General features: G+C 60.0%; 25 protein-coding genes. 23 read left to right on the top strand and 2 right to left on the bottom strand.

Going from position 1 to position 21,524, the window contains the following annotated elements; genetic code table 11:
- The first annotated feature begins 331 nt into the window (after nt 1–331).
- The 20 genes from F7R19_RS24610 to F7R19_RS24515 all read left to right on the top strand — a co-directional run bounded on the left by F7R19_RS24610 (nt 332) and on the right by F7R19_RS24515 (nt 15,935).
- On the top strand, nt 332–745 hold the full coding sequence (locus F7R19_RS24610) for a hypothetical protein (RefSeq protein WP_150982317.1): 414 nt from the start codon (nt 332–334) through the stop codon (nt 743–745).
- Between the two features lie 310 nt (nt 746–1,055).
- Complete coding sequence (locus F7R19_RS24605) at nt 1,056–2,732, top strand: PRTRC system ParB family protein (RefSeq protein WP_150982316.1); 1,677 nt, start codon at nt 1,056–1,058, stop codon at nt 2,730–2,732.
- Nucleotides 2,733–2,805: 73 nt separating this feature from the next.
- Nucleotides 2,806–3,252 carry a PRTRC system protein E gene (locus tag F7R19_RS24600; protein WP_150982315.1) on the top strand — a complete coding sequence of 149 codons (447 nt, stop codon included), beginning with the start codon at nt 2,806–2,808 and terminating at the stop codon, nt 3,250–3,252.
- A gap of 12 nt (nt 3,253–3,264) precedes the next feature.
- The gene (locus F7R19_RS24595) at nt 3,265–3,489 is read left to right on the top strand and encodes a PRTRC system protein C (protein ID WP_150982314.1); all 225 of its coding nucleotides are present in this window, start codon (nt 3,265–3,267) and stop codon (nt 3,487–3,489) included.
- Between the two features lie 93 nt (nt 3,490–3,582).
- The gene (locus F7R19_RS24590; RefSeq protein WP_150982313.1) at nt 3,583–4,716 is read left to right on the top strand and encodes a PRTRC system protein F; all 1,134 of its coding nucleotides are present in this window, start codon (nt 3,583–3,585) and stop codon (nt 4,714–4,716) included.
- Nucleotides 4,717–4,724: 8 nt separating this feature from the next.
- Nucleotides 4,725–5,447 (top strand): PRTRC system protein B, encoded by a 723-nt coding sequence (locus tag F7R19_RS24585; RefSeq protein ID WP_150982312.1) that lies wholly within the window; start codon nt 4,725–4,727, stop codon nt 5,445–5,447.
- A gap of 1 nt (nt 5,448) precedes the next feature.
- Complete coding sequence (locus tag F7R19_RS24580) at nt 5,449–6,090, top strand: PRTRC system protein A (RefSeq protein ID WP_150982311.1); 642 nt, start codon at nt 5,449–5,451, stop codon at nt 6,088–6,090.
- Nucleotides 6,087–6,890, top strand: a complete 804-nt coding sequence (locus tag F7R19_RS24575) for a PRTRC system ThiF family protein (protein ID WP_150982310.1) — start codon at nt 6,087–6,089, stop codon at nt 6,888–6,890. The genes F7R19_RS24580 and F7R19_RS24575 overlap by 4 nt, the downstream gene beginning before the upstream one ends.
- Before the next feature lie 189 nt (nt 6,891–7,079).
- Complete coding sequence (locus F7R19_RS24570) at nt 7,080–7,802, top strand: hypothetical protein (protein ID WP_150982309.1); 723 nt, start codon at nt 7,080–7,082, stop codon at nt 7,800–7,802.
- Between the two features lie 78 nt (nt 7,803–7,880).
- Complete coding sequence (locus F7R19_RS24565; protein ID WP_150982308.1) at nt 7,881–8,219, top strand: DUF3085 domain-containing protein; 339 nt, start codon at nt 7,881–7,883, stop codon at nt 8,217–8,219.
- 63 nt (nt 8,220–8,282) lie between these two features.
- Nucleotides 8,283–9,056, top strand: a complete 774-nt coding sequence (locus F7R19_RS24560; protein ID WP_150982307.1) for a hypothetical protein — start codon at nt 8,283–8,285, stop codon at nt 9,054–9,056.
- A gap of 151 nt (nt 9,057–9,207) precedes the next feature.
- A complete protein-coding gene (locus F7R19_RS24555; protein ID WP_150982306.1) occupies nt 9,208–9,681 on the top strand; it encodes an outer membrane lipoprotein in 474 nt (157 codons plus the stop codon).
- A gap of 85 nt (nt 9,682–9,766) precedes the next feature.
- Nucleotides 9,767–10,168 carry a hypothetical protein gene (locus F7R19_RS24550; RefSeq protein WP_150982305.1) on the top strand — a complete coding sequence of 134 codons (402 nt, stop codon included), beginning with the start codon at nt 9,767–9,769 and terminating at the stop codon, nt 10,166–10,168.
- A 170-nt stretch (nt 10,169–10,338) separates the two neighbouring features.
- Nucleotides 10,339–10,722 (top strand): hypothetical protein, encoded by a 384-nt coding sequence (locus F7R19_RS24545; RefSeq protein WP_150982304.1) that lies wholly within the window; start codon nt 10,339–10,341, stop codon nt 10,720–10,722.
- 9 nt (nt 10,723–10,731) lie between these two features.
- On the top strand, nt 10,732–11,202 hold the full coding sequence (locus F7R19_RS24540) for a beta clamp domain-containing protein (protein ID WP_150982303.1): 471 nt from the start codon (nt 10,732–10,734) through the stop codon (nt 11,200–11,202).
- Nucleotides 11,203–11,430: 228 nt separating this feature from the next.
- A complete protein-coding gene (locus F7R19_RS24535) occupies nt 11,431–11,823 on the top strand; it encodes a hypothetical protein (protein ID WP_150982302.1) in 393 nt (130 codons plus the stop codon).
- Between the two features lie 61 nt (nt 11,824–11,884).
- Nucleotides 11,885–12,238 (top strand): hypothetical protein, encoded by a 354-nt coding sequence (locus F7R19_RS24530; protein ID WP_150982301.1) that lies wholly within the window; start codon nt 11,885–11,887, stop codon nt 12,236–12,238.
- A 64-nt stretch (nt 12,239–12,302) separates the two neighbouring features.
- Nucleotides 12,303–13,853, top strand: a complete 1,551-nt coding sequence (locus F7R19_RS24525; RefSeq protein ID WP_150982300.1) for a flotillin family protein — start codon at nt 12,303–12,305, stop codon at nt 13,851–13,853.
- A gap of 459 nt (nt 13,854–14,312) precedes the next feature.
- Nucleotides 14,313–15,284: a DUF932 domain-containing protein gene (locus F7R19_RS24520; RefSeq protein ID WP_150982299.1), complete on the top strand. Its 972-nt coding sequence runs from the start codon at nt 14,313–14,315 to the stop codon at nt 15,282–15,284.
- A 276-nt stretch (nt 15,285–15,560) separates the two neighbouring features.
- On the top strand, nt 15,561–15,935 hold the full coding sequence (locus F7R19_RS24515) for a hypothetical protein (protein WP_223506403.1): 375 nt from the start codon (nt 15,561–15,563) through the stop codon (nt 15,933–15,935).
- A 100-nt stretch (nt 15,936–16,035) separates the two neighbouring features.
- Here the strand turns inward: F7R19_RS24515 and F7R19_RS24510 are convergent, their stop codons facing one another.
- Entirely contained in the window at nt 16,036–16,446 is a 411-nt protein-coding gene (locus F7R19_RS24510) for a bactofilin family protein (RefSeq protein ID WP_150982297.1), read from the bottom strand.
- Between the two features lie 633 nt (nt 16,447–17,079).
- The gene (locus F7R19_RS24505) at nt 17,080–17,628 is read right to left on the bottom strand and encodes a hypothetical protein (protein ID WP_150982296.1); all 549 of its coding nucleotides are present in this window, start codon (nt 17,626–17,628) and stop codon (nt 17,080–17,082) included.
- Nucleotides 17,629–18,278: 650 nt separating this feature from the next.
- Here F7R19_RS24505 and F7R19_RS24500 point away from each other — a divergent pair.
- The 3 genes from F7R19_RS24500 to F7R19_RS24490 all read left to right on the top strand — a co-directional run bounded on the left by F7R19_RS24500 (nt 18,279) and on the right by F7R19_RS24490 (nt 21,408).
- Nucleotides 18,279–18,590 carry a DUF7696 family protein gene (locus F7R19_RS24500; protein ID WP_150982295.1) on the top strand — a complete coding sequence of 104 codons (312 nt, stop codon included), beginning with the start codon at nt 18,279–18,281 and terminating at the stop codon, nt 18,588–18,590.
- The gene (locus tag F7R19_RS24495; protein ID WP_170292646.1) at nt 18,539–19,861 is read left to right on the top strand and encodes a recombination directionality factor; all 1,323 of its coding nucleotides are present in this window, start codon (nt 18,539–18,541) and stop codon (nt 19,859–19,861) included. The genes F7R19_RS24500 and F7R19_RS24495 overlap by 52 nt, the downstream gene beginning before the upstream one ends.
- 95 nt (nt 19,862–19,956) lie before the next feature.
- Entirely contained in the window at nt 19,957–21,408 is a 1,452-nt protein-coding gene (locus F7R19_RS24490) for a metallophosphoesterase family protein (RefSeq protein ID WP_150982293.1), read from the top strand.
- Nucleotides 21,409–21,524 lie beyond the last annotated feature (116 nt).

Here is a 21,524-nt window from a genome sequence, read left to right as displayed (position 1 = left end):
GATCCTCGCTAAGCCAACGGAAAGCCCGCTGCTTGGTCAAGGTGCCCGCTTTGGTTGTGGGGCGCACCCCGGTGCGCCCTCTGGGGAGCCTTGTTGGGGGCTGACAAGTCGCGGCGGAAGAGCCCTTTGAAATCTATACCGTTTTCTATTCACATACCGTCAGAATGAATCTATCCGATTCGTTTCTTGAATGCAGGGGGCTATTGCGAGTACGGGGATTGAATTCCGAGGATGCTCCATCTGCAGAAAGCCCCCGGTATTGCTATGTTTCTTGTCCGCTCTCGGAAGCGTCCCGCGGCTACAGTTACTGGGTGTCTCATTTACGTAATCGATGATGATCAAGTGCAGAAAACCTGAATACTACGAGCCTAATGGTGGATGGGAGCTAGAGAACGGTGATGCCAAGCCGGTAATCGTTATTCTTGATCCGAACAAGGTCTTCGCGCAGTTGCAATTGCGACCTCGTTTTGAGCCTAATGCCGAGCGATTAGCGAGCGTAATGAAGATTCCTGAGAACGGTTTTCTTGAGATGCCTGAGGTCAGGTGTGTTCATGAAAGTTTGGTGTTTCGGCAAGGGCGTCATCGCACCGTAGCGCTTGCTAAGTTGGGCTTTCTAGTCTACCCCGTCGTAACCGTGGAGGGGCATGCATCTAGCCTACTTGCGAAGTTTGGCGCTTCCGTTAATGCTGCTCGCAGTCACTTTGATTGGAGTGCAATCGAAGACTATTCGGTAGTGGGTGCCTAACACCTGCGGTGCTGCGTAGAGGCGGAAACGGAACGGCAATGGAAACGGGCGCGCCAGCGTATGGCAAGCGTGCTTCGGTTCCAAATCTGCCACCGTCGGCCGAGCTAACTAAATGGCTTGTCCGAGACCTGATTTTTAGGTATTCTCTGCGCACCTACCGCGTCCCAGACGCATCGATCCTGCACCTCCTGGTGCCAGCTTCTGCAGTACGGTGGCCCGCCAGCATAGCCTGGTAGTCCATCCTTCCATCCCATCGGGAACCACGTTCCCGGTGCGGCTACGGGTTCCCCTATTTTTGCGAGAACCCACAATGCAACCCAATACCACTGCGCCTCTGCGCAAGATCCGTCGTCGCGCCAATCCGCGTACTTATCGCAATCCGACTGAGTTCGCAGAACTGTGCGCGTCCGTCAAGCTTCATGGCGTGATCCAGCCCATTCTCGTTCGGCCCGTAGTTCCTCCGGACGGCGATTACGAGTTCGAAGAGGTGGCCGGCGAAGGGCGCTATCTCGCCGCGTATGAAGAACATGGGCCGGATTATGAAATGCCTATCTACATCAAAGAGCTCGATGACGATACGGCGGACACCCTCGCGGGCGTCGAAAACGTGCAACGTGCCGACATGCCGCCTGCAGACGAGGCTGTCTGGGCTTCCGGCCAGGTCGGCCGCTTAAAGGGCGATCGCGACGAAGCCGCCCGATTGCTGGGCTGGTCTCGTAGCAAGCTCGATAAGCGGCTCGCGTTGATGAACTGCAGCGCGCTGGTTCGCGAGGCGCTGACGCACGAGAAGATCCAGCTCGGTCATGCCGAACTGCTGGCCACACTCGAAAAGGAGACGCAGGACAAGCTGCTTCCAGTCATCGTGAGCGAGAAAAAGCCTGTGTCGGAGTTGAAGAAGACCATCGAGGCGGCCGCGTGCGGCCTCGAGAAGGCCATTTTCGACAAGACGCAATGCGCCACATGCCAACACAACTCCTCGTTGCAGACGGAGATGTTTGGCGAGGCAATCGCAACGGGCAATTGCACCAACCGCGCGTGCTACATGGAGAAGACCGACCGAAAGCTCGAAGGCATTGCCTACGGGCTGAAGGACGAGTATCAGGTCATCCGCATCGTGCGTGCCGGCGACAACGAGACCCGCGTTCAGCTGCTGGTTGACGGGCCCACCGGCGTTGGTGAAGAGCAGGCGAAAGCTTGCCACGGTTGCCAGAACTTCGGCGCCGCGGTAAGCGGCCTGCCTGGCTCCTTCGGCAAGGTCTACAGCGGCCAGTGCTTCGATACCGTCTGCAACCAGCAAAAGGTTGCTGCGCGGATCAAAGCCGATAAGGACGCCACCAAGACTCCCGCGGTCAAACCGGCCGTAGGTGGCAAGGGGGCTCCTGCGAAAAAGGGCGACCAGTCCTCCACCGCGGCCGAGAAGCCGGTGACGTCGATCAGCGAGGGTGAAAAGGTGAAGGCTTACCGCACCGCCCTCTGGCGCAAGGCACTGCGCAAGGAAGTTGCGCAGAACGCCGACCAGGCGAACTCGTACCTTCTGTCGATTGCACTGAACGGGCTGGCACGCAACATCGCCGGCGACGTGATGGGCAAGTTTTTCGAGAAGCTGACTGAGCAGAAGTCGTCGTCCTCACTGCTGGGTTGCCTGACCGCTATTCACGCGTTGGATGAGCAGAAGCGACAGCAGCTGACGATCGGCCTAACCGTAGCTGCCATCGACGGCGTGGAGGTGAGCAATCTCCGCGAACTTTGCCGGTATCACAAGCTGGATCTGCGCAACCACTGGAATCTCCAGCAAGCGCAGGATTTTCTGGAAATGCTCACCAAGTCCGAGATGAAGGTTCTCGCAGACGAGATGGGTATCCGCAAAGCGCTGGGCGATGGTTTCGCCAAGCTGTTCAACAAATCGAAGCCCGAAGTCATCGCCGGCCTGCTGGCGGTTGACGGCTTCGACTACACCGGCAAGGTGCCCAAGGTTCTGGGCTACTGATCCGTTCACCTATCCATCTGCAGAGGGCGCCAGTCGGCGCCCTCTGTCATTTCATTCCCCAAAAGGTTTCACCATGTTCACTGAATTGGTTCCACTCGTTCGCGCGTGCGACAAGGTTGTTCTTACGCTGACGATGCAAGGCGACACGATGTCGGTCGTTGTGATGCCTGTCATCAAGGACGCTGCGGACCCCGCACTGACCCGGCCTCTGATGCTGTCGGCTACGCCGGCGGAACTGGATGCCGAGTTCGCGACGGCCGTCACCAGCGTGACAGAATCGCACCGCTCGCTTGCCGAGCAGGCCGAAGCAACGAGGTCGATTCTCGATGCAGCCAAGTCCACGCAATCGTCCAAGGCGACGAAAGCACTGACCAAGGCCGCATCGTCGTCGACGTCCGACGCCACCAGCGATACCGGTGACGATGACGAATCGGAGAGCGGTGCCGGCGCGCAACCGGAGGCGAAAGCCGACCCAAGCGCACCGGCTTCCACTGGTACCGACCTTGCTTCCCTGCTGTAAAGGAGAACCGTCATGGCACTCGAAGTCACGCAGCTCACCCGTGAGTTTTCCTATAACGGCATGACGTTGCCTGATGTGGGCCCGCAGTTCTCGCCCGATCAGGTGCGCGATGTGTACTCCGCTCAGTATCCCGAGCTGAACACCGCCGCGGTGGACGGCCCGGAAGTGAAGGGCGGTATTGCTCGCTACACGTTCGTCCGCGCCGCTGGCGCCAAGGGCGCGTATGCGCAAGTATGACCTGATGAAGGCGCTGGCCGCTGGCCAGTTTGCTGATACCACTACGGAGCCGCCCCTCGGGGCGGTTTTTCTACATTCTGAGGAGATGAAAGGATGCTGTTCGATCCTCGATCGTTTGTTTCAGAGCACGATGAACGGCAGCCCGGATGGACGTATTCACGAGAGCATCCCATTGCCAGACGCCGACCTGCCCATGATTTTCTGACATTGCCTTCCGTTGACCTGGCAGTACCATCGACGGCACGTCTCAGTTTTGGCGATGAGATCGACATGAAAGAACTGGTGCTCGCGCAGTTTCGGGCGGGTGTCATTGATGCCGAGCATGTGTCGAACCCCCTTGGGGCCGGCGATGCCTTCTCCCAGTCTTTCCAGGCGTGGCTCAAGCCTCGCTTGCCAGAGACCAAGGCGCTCCACTTCAATTTCGCTTTGATCGATCGCGGTGCCGCTGAAGAAGAGATCTCCGGAACCGGTCTTGATCAAGAACTTTCCGATCCCTTGTATCTGGCGATCATGCTTGAGCACGAGAACATTCTGGAGATCGGCGTCGATCGAGCAGATTCGCTTCGTGCCCTCGATCCCTCGTTGCTATACACGGCGATGAGACTTCTTGCACAAGCATCGGCGAAGTCGCTCCATATCCGTGCCCCAGAAGATTTCCTAGAAATGTTCTGTCGCTGGAACTGGGGGTATGAACTTCAGAGTGACGACGTGGCCGCGCGCCAGTGGCTCAAGGACGAGCGTGACATTGATGGTGAAGATGTCCTGCATCTTCTGCCGTCGGTTGTCCGCCCTCAGCTCGCGCCCGACGACACGTTACCCGAGTGGCAGCGGTCCGATAAGTCCCACAAGTTGCGAGAGCTCGATCAAAAGGGCCTCCGCGCATTGGCTAGCGCCACAAACGATTGGCATAGCAGCTTCTGCTCTTCCCTGGCCGACCTACAGCACGCATTGGCGGGTATGGGAAAGCGGTCTCTGCTCAAGGACTCGCAGTGGGCAGAGCCTGCCTATGCCGCCACCAGTCTGGCTTTTCAGGACTGCAACTACATTGGCGAACTGCTGGATGATCACTTCCAGTGCAGCTTCAACAGTGGTGATGCCACGATGTTCCAGTGTTTTATCCCGTTCGCCAATAGAACGGCAGCCATCCGAAAGCAATACCGCTTGCTGGAGGAAACACTACACCTTATCGCGCTGCTGGACCGGGTGCTTGATCATTTTAGTGAATAGGAGGGCCTATGGCCGGAATCCTGACCGCATCGCGGTCCTACGACGTGGCCCTTCAAGGGGCCATTTTGCTTTACGGGCCCAGACCGGGAGAGTTCACCTACTCGACGGCTCACCGTATCCACACCGTTGGCGAGAGCAATCGCCCAGTCATTGGACCCGGCACGCCGCTCAACCGGCAGGCACTGATCCACGCGGTACGCCAAGTCGCCGAGGCCTCGCTCCCCAAGGGCGAGTTCTTGACGCCAAACGTGCTGTCGATCAGCCCAACCGCAGTGACCTGGTGGTGCGAAGGTGCCAAGCGCCGCGTGTTCTTTGATTGCGAAGAGCTGGGAAAGCGCGGTGCGGTGGTGGAGCATCCCGGCCTTGTGTTTCAGGCCGCAGCTGACGGGTTCCGTGTTTTCGCCTTGCAATGCGAGGCGAGACCAGTCCCTGAAAGCATTCTCCACGAGCCTCCCTACTTCAACACGTGGGATCTAGGCGAGATCTGCATCGGCAGTGCCACTGTGCCCAAACGGATTGACGTCGCATCCATAACTGGATGGGAAGAGGGCTTCTTCAATTCGGCTTTCACCCACCCTAATCATGGTGGCAAACGCGTCGATTACGTCCATGGCTTCTTCGCCTTCTGGCGGGACATGCTTGACGGAAAGTTTCCCGACTTTCCTAAGCAAGTCCTCATCCCTATGAACATAACGCTGGCCGATCTGATCGCCGGAAAATTGGAGAAATAGCATGCATCCCGCTGACACTGCCTTGCAGCAGTCCTTTCCTTCCGTGATGGTGCCTCGCTTCGGTACGCTGACCCCCATGGCGCGGCCAGGCGAACGCTTGCTCATCGCGGCCAATGGTGTCTTCCTCGAAATCGTGAGGCCTTGGCTTCGCGTAGTCCGTCGTCTCGGTGTCTTTCAGTACCGCACGGCTATACCTTATGGCGAGACGGCGGAGGTCACCGAACTGCACTGCGGTCGTGTCCCCGCGACGCTCATCGGCGAGTTTGCTGAAATGGCGCGCATCGCGCATCCCAAGGAGACGGGCGGGTGGGTGGTTTGGAATGCCGCAACAGCGGCGTTTCGGCTGGTGCCAGTGCGGATCCTGGAGCATAGTGGCGGTCATTTGAAGTACGACCGTCCTGCGCTTTCGGAGGGCGAAGTCCTGGTGGTCGACTGCCATTCGCATGGCCGTCATCCTGCCGGGTTCTCGTCGACGGACAATACGGATGACCAGCACGACGTGAAGTTTGCGTTCGTGATGGGAAACTGCGATGCCGTTGTACCATCGTTCGCGCTACGTCTCTGTGCAAAGGGCATCTTCGAGAACGTGGAGAAGGTCCCCAGCGATTGGTATGCCGCGGCGCGCGCGGAGGTGATGGAATGACGTTCGAACATCGCATCCCTGCACCAATGACCCAACGGGCATGGCGAGTAGTAGTAGTTGGCGCCGGCGGTACCGGCAGCGCCTTGCTACCGAACCTAGCACGCCTGCATCACGCCATGCTGGAGCTTGGGCACCCTGGGGGTATCGACTGTACGGTCTACGATGACGACACCGTCAGCGACACCAACGTCGGCCGCCAGGGGTTCTACCCGGTTGATGTGGGCCAGCCCAAGGCCACGCTGATCGTGAACCGTCTGAACAATCTGATGGGCACGCGCTGGCAAGCGCAGACCCGTCGGATTGGCAGCGGTGACCGCTTCGCGTGCGACATGGTGATTGGCTGTGTCGACACGCGGGGCGCTCGCAAGGCGATCCTCGGCGCGATGCAACGTGGCACTGGTGGATACTATCTCGACTGCGGCAATGAGTCGGATCGTGGCCAGGTCATTCTCGGGCAGGTGCGCGGCAAGGCGACGGAACGGCTTCCCCATGTAGGAGACTTGTTTCCGGAGCTGCTGGACCCGAAAGGGGACAAGGCCGATACGGCGCCGTCGTGCTCAATGGCCGAGGCGCTGCAAAAGCAGTCGCTGGTTATCAATCCCGTGATTGCAGTGCAGGCGTACAACCTGCTTTGGATGCTGTTTCGTACCGGGACGCTGCAGTACTGCGGCGCATTCGTAAATCTGGCGACAGGACGCACGAGCCCGCTGCCGCTTGACCCGGTTGCATGGGAGCGCTTCGGCTATAAGCTGGGCGCGACAAAGGCCCGTGCCAAACGAAAACCACGACAATCCGTTTGAACAGCCACTCCCCAAAAGGGAGTGGCTTTTTTCTTTTGTGCGGTCATTGCGGGACGGCAGACCTGGCTGCTACCATTGCGCCACACCTCGCGCCTCCGGCGCATCGACCCGTGGCACTTGGCCACACACTTCATCAACCCGTTGGGGCACTTGCCCTGGCGGAGTGCTCCATCTTCCTCGGAGCACTTCATGAGCAATTCCACGTTTCAAGTCCCGGCACAATCGGCCTTTCGTCGAATCTTCGTGACGGGTCCCTGGCTCCCTGTCGGTGTTGTCGCCGCCGCCTACTGGAACGGCAAGCCTTGGCACACACTGACGTGTCCGATGTTCAGTCGTGCAGATGTGCAGCGATTGTCCGAGCTCTTGCCGGAGCTGACCTTTGATGAGCCGCGCAACGCGGTTCGGCATATCGAAGGGAGCCGTACCAACTGGTTTGATGCCGAGCCTCACGTAGTGGACGGAAAGCTCGTGGATCTATACGCCGTTGGCTTCGGTTGGGGCTGGCAGTTGGCGCGTCACGATACCGTACCTGCTACCCACGGGCAGTCTTTGCACGTGATGGTCCGTCCGGCCGCGCTCGAATGGATGCAAGCACTGGCCGACGAAGATCACGTGGCGCTGTGTGCGTATGCCTCCTTCCTGTTGTCCGGGTATATCGAACAGCGATTGGAATGCCGTCACCGGCTGGACCTATCTCGTTTCGATGCCGTGCTCGCCATTGCGAGCCGGCAGCTTCCTTTGCCGGGAGCGGTTCGGATTGCGGTGCAGTCCAGTGAATGGATTGCCGTGGTCGACGCGCTGACGCATCTCGCCGATGGCGGCGCATTCGATGCACTGCCGCTTCAAGCTCGGCGCGAGCGCGTCATCGAGGCGATGCTTGACCAACTGGCCCGCGAAGTCGGCGGCGCCTGAGTTGTAACCCTCTTTTCTTCACCCGTTGCGGGGCACGTCCCGCAGGGGAGTGCTCCGCCAACCTACAGGAGCACTTTAATGCCTCAAATCACTCTTTCCCGCACGCAAGCCGCGTCGCTCGTCGCTTTCTGTGACGCCGCTGGTTCGAACGAGTTCTTCATCGCGAAGGACCACGGTGCGTATGTCGGCTTCAGCACGGGCTCCACGCCCGAACAGCAGTGCCTCTTTTACTTCAAGGGCTGCAATCCCGCGAAGGACGCGGACTTTTACGAGAACGCGCGACACAGCTTCGGCGGTGATGACTTCGGTGAGCGCTTGCCGCTGGACGCCTTGCGCAAAGCACTGGACAACCCTCGCACGGAGAAAATTCGCATCGCTGTGACCAGCAAGTCCATCCGCGTCGCAACGTTTGCCTGACCGTTAAAGCGAGCTTTGCGCCTAATCCCGCGCAGGGGCAGGGCTCGCGTCCTCTTTCCAACTATGAACGCTAGAAAATTCCTTCTCACAAATCTGCATCTCGCCGTCGGATTCTGCGGCGTTGCTTTCGTGTCGCGCGCCTTCCGGTATTTCGAGTACAAGGGCTACTATGTGGCGGATTGGCTTGCCATTCCACGCGACCTCATGGCCTGCGGGGAGCATTTCCTTGCCGCCATCGGCTTTCCGGCCCTGCTGGTTGCAGTCAGTTGGTTTCTCTGGGGCGTAGTTCGCTCGCGTACGGTCGCCGTTAGGCCTCAGAGGATGAGGCGTGTCGACGATTATGCAGCGGCGACCTTGATGTTCGCGCAAGTCTTCGTGTACATGGGCTACGCGGCGTATTGGGAATTCGCCATGCATGGGGCGGTCGGACCGGTTACGGGCAAGCTGGCCAACCAGTTTGCCTTCGACGTCTATGGATTGGCACAGTACATCGCCATCATGACTGCCAAGCGCGCCTTTCCATTGACGCGCGAGCTTGGGCGTGAGGTTGCCGTTCCGGGCTTCCAGTTCTTTGGTGCTGATGCGGGAGGCCTGCGCGGTGCGACGGTCGCTGACCTCACACGTTACCACGCTCGCTATCCGCGGCTCGGGCTGTATATCACCATGCATGACGATGGAAGTGGAGAGACGCTTCCGCGCCTAGTATTTATCTGGGGGGGCGAAGAGATTTTCAACCCGCTATGCAGTTCCCCGCTGTGGCTCCATGCAGACCCTGCCGCAGAGTACGGTATCCCTCTCATCGATGCCCTGGCAATCGCACGCATCAACCGTTGCTGATTCCCTTAACCGCTGTTAAGATTTCTGCACCTACCGCGTCTCAGACGCATCGACACTTCCGGTTGTATAGCCGGACAGCTTTTTTCTTCTCCCACCTACGGGCCTTCCTGCCCGTGGGCATGTTGGCCCTTTTTTTATCGTTGAGGCCATCATGTTCAAGCGCATCGTTTCGCTTTTCCTTTGCTCGGTCATGTTCACCGGTTGTGCTATCCAGCAGACGTCTCCGAATGCTTATCGCAGCTCGGAAGCTCTGCGCACCGGCTCCGTGGAAATCGTCACTGTCGTCCGTGTCCGTCAGGTCACGATTGTCGACAGCGATGGCTATACGTCGGCCAATAGCGGCGTCCCGGGTATCGTTGGGGCGGTCGTGGGTGGCCTGCTCGGTGCCCGTGTCATTGGCGGTGGCAATGGACGTTACATTGCCGGCGCGATGTCCGGCACGGTGTCGGCGGTTGCTGCGCAAGCTGTGGCCAGCCACATGAACCGGCGCAACGGCCTGGAGGTCATTGTCCGCAAGGAGAATGGCAGCCAGATCGCGGTCACGCAGGATGCCGACCAGCAGTTCGTCACGGGGCAGCAGCTCTACCTCGTGGCCTCAGGTGGCGGCTATCGTCTGACGCGTTAATCGGGGTCCATTCGGATCTCCAACATCCTTCACCTTCCCCGCACGGAGTCCCCGTGCGGGGCTCCTGCGTCCATCGGAGCTTTCTATGCCATCCGTGGCAGACGCACACCAGAATTTCTCTCCCGTCCTCACTGAGGGCAAATCGATCGCGGAGGCTGTTGACCAGATCGCAGCCGCTCTTCGCGGTACCGAGCTGGAACCGGAATGGCTTGATGGTGCCAACTTCCCTGGAAATGACAACGAGGGCATGTATGGACCGAAGCCCGACCGTCCTTGGCCGGAACTTGGCGCACGCGATCGTCTCGCGGTGTATCTGCAGAGGGGGTGGTCGGAAGGCTGGATCGTCTATGTCGATTACATCGGCTATGCCGGCGAGGCACCGAACCGCACGACAGCCCTGCAGAAGCTTCTGATCGGTAAGACTTTGTCTCAGCGGCATGGCTGGGATGTGGTTCGCGCGATCAGCAAATTGCTCGACGTCACCTGAAGTCGCAGCGTGCAGGCCCGAGAGGGCTTGCCGAAGCCCCGTGGCTTCGGCAAGTCGCTTTCACCCGCGTCACAGACGCATCGACCCATGTCCGGCATCGCCCGGACTACCAACCCAGCTGGGACACTCGTCCCATGGGGAAGGGATGTCCCGTCCATATCGAGACTTCCATGAAACTTCCCAAATCCTTTATCCGTCGGCACCAACCGACAAATTCCGCTGCCTGTCAGGCAATTCGCCGAGATGCTTGCCGTGTTCTCCGTCGTTTCGCCGGCGACATGGCGCTCAGCCCGCGCGAATACACCATCCGCGAGCATCGCCAGCGTCGTCGCGACGTCGACGTGTTCGCTTTGCATACCGACTCGTTGCTGATCGAGATCCAGCATCCTGCTGGCGCAGAGGGTGGCGTGCTCATGTCCTACCGGACATGCCGCGGCCGCAATGACCTCACCGGTGGCCGTGACAACGCCGTCAGCGTTGATTCGCTGGCCAGCGATCAGGGCTACGCAAACCTGGTTGCCACGCTGCGCGTGGTGGCAGGGCGCCGCAGTTAAGGGGCAAGTATGTCGACGCTCATCAAAGTGACGTTTTCGGCCACCTCCGGCGAGGAGGTGTCAGGAAAGGCACAAATTGACCGGGGCAAAGGCATTGTTACCTTGCCGGCGCGCTTCTCAGTCTCTATCGATCGCGCCAGAAACGCTGGCGAAGGCTTCGAAATCGTGGCGCACGATAACGGGTATAGGTATCCGTTGTCGCATCAGGATGCCGACCGCTACAAGTTGGAAACGGACTCCCGTCGGCGAGATGGCTTCTGGCACCAAGCCTGGCGGGCCATTACGGAGCCACACAAGGACCAACGTCAGCAGTATGGCCGGTTCGCGCATACGCTGTCGGCGGCTGCCCTTATCGGGCTCGCTGGCTACATCAAGTCGATGCCCGCCTGGTCTCTGCACGCAGCATGGGAGATCTTCTGTTTTTTCCTATGCGGTGCGGTATTATTCGTCGTAGGCGCAGTCCTCTCAAAAGGAGATTAACCATGTTCGGTGTCGCACTTCTCGTCCTGACTGGCGCGATTTCCGCGTTCTTGCTTTGGGCAGACCGCAACGGTCGTCGTGTCCACAAGGACTGAAGCCAATCCCTTCTCAGGAGCCGATTCGTCGGCTCACCGCTTGAACGCACCCCTCGGGGTGCGTTTTTTCATTTCCACACCCACACGGGCGCCGTCCCGTCGGGGCCGGCTCCCCCCAAAAGGAGTAACCCCGATGAACCCGATCATCTACGGCGCTGGGCTGGCCAGCTATCCTGCTGGCGTCTTCCTGCACGCCAGTGTTTATTCCACCAACCTGCGCGCCGCAATTTCGCTGACTTGTGCCGACGACGACATGCCCTATGGCGTGTTGTCGGTGAACCTGGCCGATGCCGCGATTGCTGACGACGAGATCCTCGTGACGGCAGACTGGAACATTCCGCTCGATCTCAAGGCCTCGTTACTGGAGACCGGCAAATTTGTGCAAACCGGCAACTGGAATCAGGCGGGATTCGGTCGCGGCGAAGTCTGGCGCATTGCTGATATCGAACTGCTGTCGCAGGTCGCAGCCGCCCGTGTAGTCGCCAGTCGTGGCAAATCAGCTCGACGCGCTGCCGTAGTAGCCTGAGCGCTTCCTTTCAACCCTTGCGGGCCCATCCCGCAAGGCGGTGGGTCCGTGGGAGATACCCATGCCCATCATCATCAACGGAACCGGCCTAGCCGGCTCTCCTGGCCCTTTGCACATCGCAGTGGGGCTGTATGCGGTGAACGACCGCGCTGCGCTGTCGCTGATCGAATCGAAGACCGGCGACCTCTACGAGACCTTTACTAGCAACGTCCCCAGCGAAACGCTTGCGGACAATGAGGTGGTTGTCGGCCTGTGGCGCCTGCCAATGTCCACAGTGGTGGCATTGCTCGATTCGGATTGCTTCGAACCGGTTCGCACGCTTGCCGTAGGCAACGCCCGTGGTGCCGTCTGGCGCATCACTTCAATTGATCTCCTACAGGCAATCCACGACGCGAAAACGGCGGTGCTTGCATAAGCCATCCCTTCCAACCCTCTCGGGGCATGTCCCCGAAGGGGCATGCTCCGTATCGGAGCCATCCATGTACGTTATTCACATCGGCCAGCGTGCCGAGCATCGCACGACGCTCGCCGGCGTGCTGCAGTACCTGAACGACGATCGCGACGGCAAGGCCGTGCCGCGCGTCGAAGACATCGCAGTGCGCCACGTGGAACGCGGCGCGATCCCTGTCGAACGACTTACCGGCGGCAATTTTGCCGTGCGGCCGGTCGGTACCCGTCGAGCGATCCTTTCCATGATCCTCGATGAGGTCGATCGCTTCATCGTTCGTGTGGGGGGCAAGACCCTGCGTCCGCACGAGATGAGCCGGGCCGCGTGGGGCGCCGTGGTGGCCGCCGGCCGCCTGGCGTATTTTCCTGCTGAAGCCATCGACATGTCCCAGGACGATACAGGACCGTTGTTCCAGACAGCGGATCTATTCGAAGAGCAGGGGTCTTTCGACATTGCCGACTACATTTGCGGGGAGTTCATCCGCCGGTTCGGCTATGGCACCAATGGGCCGTTGTATCACCCGACTGCGCCTCCCAACTGCCGTCACGAAGTCCATGTGGCCTACGCGCTGATGCGTGGCGAGAAGGTGCGCGAATGCATCATTAATACCTATCGCGAAAATCCTCACCATGCCCGCTCTGAGTTCTGGATGCGCCCGTTGATCGAAGTGCCGGCGCTGCGCGGGGCCTTGTCGCCCAGCGTGCTGCAGGCGCTCTGCCAGACAATGCGTGGCGAGAAGCTGGAGATCACGACGTACAACGTCGGAAAGCTGATCGCCGCGCTACGGGATGTGCCGAGCGACGGGCACTATGTGCACGTCGATGATGCGCTGTTTGCGGCCGGCATCCTGCTGCCGCGGACCATGCCAACGCCCAAGCCTCTGGAGGGAGAGAACGCCCAGCCAGCAACGAAGCTGGCGGCGCGAATCCGCACCCTGGTTTGCCAGCGGCAATATCAGGCATCGGTGGATAGGGCCGCAGAAGAGCGCGAAGCCTTCAGTATCAGCCAGCGCGAGTTTGACCGGCGGACACGGGCGGCTGCAATCGGACGTGACACGTATGGCTACGAGTGGCCCAATCGGGTAGCTCTGGCCGTCATGGAGCGCAACGTCGCGGCTGTACTGCAGATCTTCGATGGTCCCAAAGACTGGAACACCGAATCCAAGCGCGCACTGCGCGAGGAGTACGGCGTCGACGTCTTGCAATGCACGGCTGCCGAACGGCGCCGGCGGTTGTTCGAGTTGTGCGGATTCTCTGACGCCGAGCAGGCGGAGTGGGAGGCCCAGGAAGCCACCGCCAAGGCGCGCAAGCGTGCAGATAGCGCGGTGGCCGAAGCGAAGTCGCGCGCCGAGGGCACGACCTACCGAATCGAAACCGGTCAGGCCATGAACGGACGCGAGTATGTCGACTTCTGCATCAATGCAGGCTTCTCGAAGCTCGTCGACGAGAGGCGGGGCAGCGTGAGGCGCTACTGGATTCACGATCCCGTGAAGCGCATCTCGCGGCCGCTGCGCGCCAAGGACGGTACGTTGGACTATGCGCGTGCACGCCTGACGCAAAGCTTCCCTGAGGCGATTGCTTGATTCGCTCCCCCCTCGGCCATCACGGCTGGGGGGGAGTTTTATCAAATCAGCTATTCAAATGTCGAGCTTTCGACGGCTGCACCATAGCGCTTTCACGATACCTTACCGACAGAGCTCTGTTTGCACTGAAAGACGTTCAGTCCAAACCGAGTTTTACCCGCGTCTTCGACGCATCGACCCAAACGCCGGCATGCCGGCCATCTCTTGAAACCGCCCGCAGGGACCGCTCCCTGATGGGACGGCTCCGTGGGCATCACCACGATTCCGATGTACCTCACCTTGCTGTAGCCACGCGGCGCGTTGTCATTCATCGCCGCCGGCGGTTGATGGCGAGCGTCTCTCTGGCGACCGTGCTTCCAGCCCGGCCGTCGTCTTTTCTCCCTGTTCTATCCCTTTATTCCATTTGCGAACGAAAGCGCTCGCTCTCGTTCGCGTTATTCCATTCCAAGGAGCAATCCCATGTCCCATCTCGTTCAAACCATGGCTTACGTCGGCGCAACCCCCTGGCACGGCCTGGGCAACAGGCTGGCCGAGCATCAGCCGCTCGAAGTCTGGGCCGAAGCCGCAGGCATGAACTGGCGCATCGAGGAGACCGACGTGATGTTCCGCGTTGGCACGCATGACCTCGATCCGATCAAGTCGTTCCCTGAGCAGAAGGTGCTGTACCGCTCGGATAGCAAGAAGCCGCTATCGACCGTCTCGAAGAAGTACCAGGTCGTCCAGCCGGCCGAGATCCTAGAATTTTATCGGGACCTTGTTCAGATGGGCGGCTACCAGCTGGAAACGGCTGGGGTACTGAAAGAGGGCCGCAAGCTCTGGGCGCTCGCGCGCACGGGACAGTCGACCACACTCAAGGGCGGTGACGAGGTCCGCGGCTACCTGCTGCTGGCCACGGCCTGCGACGGCACGCTGGCCACCACGGCACAGTTCACCTCGGTACGCGTGGTGTGCAACAACACGCTGCAGATCGCGCTGGGCCGCAACCGCGGCGCCGTCAAGGTCCCGCACCGTAGCCAGTTCGATCCGCGCGCGGTGAAGGAAGAGCTCGGCATTGCCATCTCGTCGTGGGATGGCTTCATGGCCAACATGCACCAACTGGCGGACCGCAAGGTAAGCCAGGCCGAGACCGAGCGGTTCTTCCAACGTCTCTTCACCTACTCGACTGCCAAGCCCTCGGACAATCCCAAGATGAACGAGCGCGGCCTCAAGGCAGTGCTCAATCTTTTCGAAGGTAACGGCCGTGGTGCAACGCTTGAATCGGCCGCAGGCACCGCCTGGGGACTCGTGAACAGCGTGACGGAGTATGTCGATCACCAGCAGCGTGCACGCAATCCGGGTAACCGTCTGGATTCGGCGTGGTTCGGCGCCGGCGCAATTCTCAAGCAGCGCGCTTGGGATGCGGCTCTCGAACTTGCAACTGACGCGGCCTGAGACCACCGGTCTGGAGCCTCCTTTCCACTAAACCTGCCTCAAGCGATCCGCTCCAATGCCGTTGTCTGGTACTGGAGTGGTCGTTTCAGGTCTGAAGCCCCGGCTAAACCCCGGGGCTTTTTTCTTTTGCTCGTTGCAATGGTCTCTATCGATTTCTATTCTCGTTACCCGCGATGGCTATTTCGCGGAGTGGACGCAGATGCCGCGAAGCTCCGCGGCAAGTCTGCATGCCGGAGTACGACCGGGACTAGTGCGCAGCGAGTCCTGGAGCGACTCATGCAACAACAGCCCACTGACGTGGCGCGTTTTAGCAAGGAGCAGTTCACCGCCTTGTTTATGAAGTGGCAGAGCGAAACCCGCGACCAGCACACGAGCCTCAGCTACGACAGCTGGATGGATATCCGATTTTTGCAAGGTCCGTCCGCTACCGCCGCATTTAGGCATGGCTCACTTGTTTTCGACCTGATACATGGACTTCTGTATGAGGCTCGAGGCAAGGAACGCGAACAGAGGATATTCCGTGTTCAGTTGGCTGAAGGCTTTCCCTACGTCTCCTTCAGGGATCCTGCGAATGCCATAGACTTTCCCTGGGTCACGTTTCCCGGGGTCTTCACGCAAGCAGAGCTGATGAGCCTGCGGCGCGTCTACTAGCAAAAAGGCCCGGCAAATTGCCGGGCCTTTTGTCTTTGAAAGAGTGGCCTCACACCGTAGCTTTCGTAGTTTTTAAGAGGAACATGTTCCTCTCTCCGCTTCAAGCCACTGTGCTCGCTTCTTCATCTTGCTCAACGTGGATCGTGTCGGACCCCTCCGTATGGGGGGGGATGTAGCCCACCGCTTGCACACGCGAGATGGAGCTACCTTCGAGCGAGACGTTCTCCCCGAGCCGAATCGTCCCGGCGTAGAAGATCTTTCCTTTGACCCGTCCGTTGATCACGAGCGAAGTCCGTCCGACCACATCGCCTTCAACGGTGCCATCAATCACAACATGGTCGCCGTCGACGTTGCCGTGCACGACGCCACCACGACCGATGTGTAGCAGCCCGTGACTGGCACTCACGTTGCCTGTGACAAGGGCCAGGCAGGTGAAGCCGTGATCGGCGGTGATGTCGCCGTGAATGCTCATCCCGGCGCGCAGGACACTAAAGATTGGAGAAGTAGTCATCGTCTCTAGAACATCTTGATGTCGTGGGTCGGCGCAGCTTGCTGAGCAGTGGAACGTGTAGCTTGCGCGGGCGCGGCTGCGGCGGACTTCGCTGGGGCAGCTGCCAAGGGAGCCGACGTGATCGGTCTTGCCGACGTAACGGCCGACGCGGGCGCCTTGGCCGGTTCCTGCTTCGGCAGCGAAATCTTTGCGCTGTCAGCAGACACGGCAGAGGCGGCGGGCACCGTGGCGAGGGCAGTCGGTGTCACCTCAGGCCTTTCGGTCCGCGCTGGCCATTCGTGGCCCACCGCAACGGGAGCAGCCGGTTCGGATGCGGCCGGCAGGGCATTAGCTGCCGCGACCGTCGGGACTGCTTCGTTGGTTTGCGCGTGCGCTTCGCGCTTGCCGAGTGAGCTGCCAATGAGGAACATCGCTGCGGCACCCACTACAAAGACTACGGACCACAGTACGCGAGGGTTCCGGTTCCACTTCTCTCCAAAGGCGTGAGAGATAGGCTCAGCTGGGGCAGCGACAGGGCCTCCGAGGCTGAGTGGTGCGCCTCCCGTCAGCACGCTGGGCGGAGAAATGTCGATGGTCAGGGCAGGTTGGGCGTAGTGAGCATGCAGTTGCTCGATTTCACGCATGTCCATGGGTTTAGCTCCGCGGGGAATTGAGAAGAGTGCCGTCCTGGTTGAACCGGTCAGTGTCCGGGATGCAGATCTGGTGAATGGCATTGATCCGCTTGCCGGCAATCTGCGTTGTAGTCTCGCGCTGGCTACCGGTGATAGAGCCGCAGTTAAGGCTATAGAGCGTGTCGGCGAAGATCTTGTCGTACTGCATCAGCAGGCGCAGTAGGCGCCCGGCGAACGAATGGCTTACCTGGACTTCCTTTTCCTCGTAGAAGAGGGGAATTTCGATCTTCTCGGTATCAGCGATCCACTCCAGTGCGCTGGAGAACCAGGTCTCTGCCTCGCGGAAGGCTTCGTCGAGCGCCTTGACCTTGCCGCCTCGTGCGACGACGAACTTCGAGGAACAAAAGTAAAAATGTGCGTCCAGAAAGTCGCGTGCGAACTTCGAGCAGTAGGCGTGGTGGGTTGCAGATGCCGTTGCCGGTGTTAGTCGACTTAGGCGTTCCTCGCTGTTCAGGCGCTCGATGGGCCTGAGCCCGGTACCGGGCTTCTTGGGTGGGTCCTGTTCGGCCATTTGTCCATGTTTTGGAATGCTCTCTCACTCGGAATTGTCGGACAAGAACGGACACGCAGTGACTTCGAAAGATATGCAAAATTGCCGAGCATTCGTCAGTTTTGAAAGAAAGTCCTGTGCCACAATGCTTTCACACCTAGCGTCACTGACGCATCGATCCTGACTCCCTAGCGAGTCCATCTGTTGAATCAAGTCGTGCTTCCGTGCACGCGCCGACTGGTTGGCTACCAGTGTGGATACTTCTTGTGCTAAGTGTTTTCGCCAAACACTTCCCCTCATCAGCTCGTAATACGCGTTCTCGCTGTGCCTCTTCATGAGCGCACGCTGAACACCGTTCGAGCCTGGGACCATGTGGAGCTCTCTCAAAGGCCCCTCCTAGGCAGAACGGCAGACGTCGAGCCGATCCGTGAACCTGCGGCCGAACCTGTGGGTTCGCGAAAAGGGTTGTTGTGCAGCGTGACCATGCTGCACGAGGGCGACTTTACGTCCTCAACATAGAGTAGCGCGCAATCGTGCGCCGCTCCCTCGATGCCACGCCCCCGGAAGGGGCGTGGCGTTGCAGGTTCCTGCCTAACAAAGCTCGCTGCCGGCGCAAACCGGGGCGGGCTTTTTTTGTTTCTGGTGAGAGACCTCGATTCCAGGAGCAACTCATGCACCACCAGAACGCCGAGATTTCCGCCGCGATTGCGGCAACGCTGGATCTGCGCCGTCCGCAGTACAAGGACATGCCGCAGGCCTGGCGTACTTTGTGCGAGGCGGCTCACGTCGCCAGTCTTCCGGAAGCCGCGCGAGTGGCCTTCCTCAATTCAGTAACGACCCAGCGCGGGGCAGACATAGCCTTGCGCCTTCGGGAGCATGCTGCGTCCATCCGGGCCAACGTCGTTCGTTTCCTTGATAGGAGAAAGAGCGAATGCATGCACCCATCACATACAGCGAGCCCGGCGGACGCCGAAGCCTGCTAGAAGAGCGGCCCATGCGGCCGCCTGTCATAGGTAAGATCCGCCCGGGCATTAAGGTCCTGACCAACGCCGCGCGAGGCAATCCTAAGGCCGTTGCGCTCCACGACGCGCTGCTCGCGCAGGGAAAGTCGTTCGAGCATATCGGGACGGAAATCCATCGCGTGACCGGCATCAAGAACGCGCTCTATCCCAAGAACGTGCCGTGGTTCACCTGTCGAGGCTCGGATTTTGCAAATCCAGCAGTGGCTGACCACATCGTTCAACGCTACGGCGAGGATCGCCGTGATGGCAATGGACACCGGCTGTGGCGTTTTCCAGTGATCTTCGCGTTCGACGATTGGCTGAGCAATATGCCCCACCAACTGGTCGCATGGACGCAGAGCGGTCGGCAATACTTTTCCGAGTATGGTCCCGACGGCAAGCGCTACTGCAAGATGTATGCACCGCCTGAGCGCAACGCGCGGGCCGACCGCGCCAAGCGGACGTGGGGCGGGCGTACAGTAATCCTGCGCCAGGATGACGATATTCCGGACGGCCTCTGCGATCCCCAGTACTGCCCGCAGTACCAGAACGGCGGTTGTAACCTTTCGGCGAGCTTCTACTTCGCCGTGCCCAACATCTCGGGCCTTGGTCTCATCGAGATGCCTACGACGTCGATCTATGTCCTGCAGAAGGCACACGCCGCGATGCAGACCATTGCGTTGACCCGCGGCAGGCTTGTGGGCGTCAAGTTCTGGATGTCAAAGCAGGAGATGGAGATCAGCCGCATCGACGACGGTGGCAAGGCAGTGCGCCAGATGCAGTGGCTGATCACGCTCGATGCAGACATCGATATCGCTGCGCTGCTCGATGGTTCGGACCGTCGCCCGCCGGCATTGGAGATGGCAGAACAGGCTGTCTCCATGCTGGAAGGCGAAAGGGACATGTCGCCGCCAGAGCACGGCCAGTCCGATGACTCTACCGTTGAAGCTGAGCAGCCCGGACCATCGGCAACTGGCGGTGGTCAGGCCGATGCCTCGGCGCCCGCGTCCAGTACAGAGGCGGGTAACCAGGACCTGGAGAGAGAATATCTCGATCTTGTGCAGCGTCTTGGGCTCAACAGCGAGGATGGCAGCCGCCAGCTGAAGGCTTTCGCAACGGCGGCCTTCGGGCGCGGTTGGTCCAAGCGCGATCAGGATGTGCGACGGTTCTTGGATGAACTGCGCACCGCCCTCGGTAACCCTATGGCTTTCCGTGAGCAAGTGGCAGCCATTGCCGCCGACGTCGCCACGTAACATCGCCAGCCTTGTGCCGGCAGTTGAGGGAAGCCCACGGGCTTCCCTTTCTTCTTTCTTGCCGCATGCCGGCACATTCCCTTGGAGGTTCCACAATGCTCAACGATGGCGGAAGCCTGCTTGCTGCGCATTTCTCTGATTTGCACTATTCCCCCGGCCATTTGGCCGAATCGGATCGATGCTTTGGTTTTGCGGTAGAGGACGCGATCGCAAGTCGCTGCCATGTTGCCGTGGTGTCGGGCGATTCGACGGATCACCGGCTCGATGCCCACACGCCGGCGCTCTCCGCGCTGGCACGACGGATCCACCAGTTGTCGGCCCGCATGCCGGTGTTGATGTTGCAGGGAACGTTCAGTCACGAACCGCCCGGCACGCTGGATCTGTTTCGACTGATTGGAGCAAGTTGCCCCGTGTACGTCGCAGAGCGGATTCACCAGGTCGCGCTGATTGGCGAGTCGTTCTTTCCTAGCGATGGCGCGATTTTCAGCCAGCCGGAAATGGACAGTCTGCTGACGCAGCACGGTCCGCCGGACGTCGTATTCACCTGCGTGCCCACGGTCAACAAGGCCGTGTTGGCGGCTGCGGCCGGCGTGGCAAGCGCTGCGACGGCGATTGGCGATCACCTGGCTGACTATCTGGCCGCTGCAGGCGCCGTGAATCGTCAATGGCGGGCACGGGGAGTCCGTACGATCGGTGTCTCGCACGGCACAGTCAACGGTTGCCAGACGGAGCACGGCGTGCCGATGGCCGGACTCGACCACGAGTTCTCTATTGGTGCACTGTTCAATGCCGACTGCGACGCGTTCATGCTCGGCCACATTCATCGCGCCCAGCAATGGGAGCGTGAGGGCAGGGTGGTTGCCTATCCGGGGTCCATCGGAAGGTTCCACTACGGCGAGATCGGCGCGAAGGGCTATCTGCAATGGCGGGTTTCACCGGGCGAGGCTACAGCTTCTCAGGTGAGAACGCCGGCGAGTGAGACTGTCTGCATCGACTTTGACGGGCCGCCTGACATGGCAAAGCTTGCCGAGATAGCCGCCGACGCTGCCAACAAGTGCGTGCGGGTGCGCTGGACGGTCAACGAGGAGCATCGCCAACTTGTGGATCGCGAGGCCATTCAGGCGCTCTTCGGTGCCAGTGCTGAGGTCAAGCTGGAAGCACGTGTCCTGCCGGCTGTTCGCAGTCGCGCCGAAGGCATCAGCCGGGCGGCAACTTTGTCCGAGAAGCTGGGGCGGTGGTGTGAACTGACCGGCGTCGACGCTAATCCGTTGCTGGACAGTCTGTCGATGCTCGAAAACCTCGAAGCACAAGCGATTGCCGATCAAGTGCTAGCTGGCCTTGCTGAGATCCCCATCCCTGCTACGCAGGAGGTGCACGCTGTAGAAGCTGCTGCGCTGCCCTTCGTTGCGAAACTGGGGGAGTTGGAACTGGATGAAACTGTTCCCGTACCTGAGTCGATACCTGCCGTGCCGGCAACGAAATTGGCAGCACCCATCGCGTCTACGGCCACGCCAATGAACTGGCTGACAGACGACCTTTTTTCGTAGCGATACGCCAATCCCTAGAACATGCAGAGCCATGTTCCGACAGCCTTCGTGGCTGTCGAAAACTGGTTTTACCCGCGTCCCTGACGCATCGACCCCGCAGTATCCATTTCTTTTCT

It is taken from the genome of Cupriavidus pauculus (assembly GCF_008801835.1).
GTDB lineage: Bacteria > Pseudomonadota > Gammaproteobacteria > Burkholderiales > Burkholderiaceae > Cupriavidus > Cupriavidus pauculus.
Note: the sequence above shows the minus strand (reverse complement) of the source record. Positions and strands in the feature narration are given on the sequence as shown.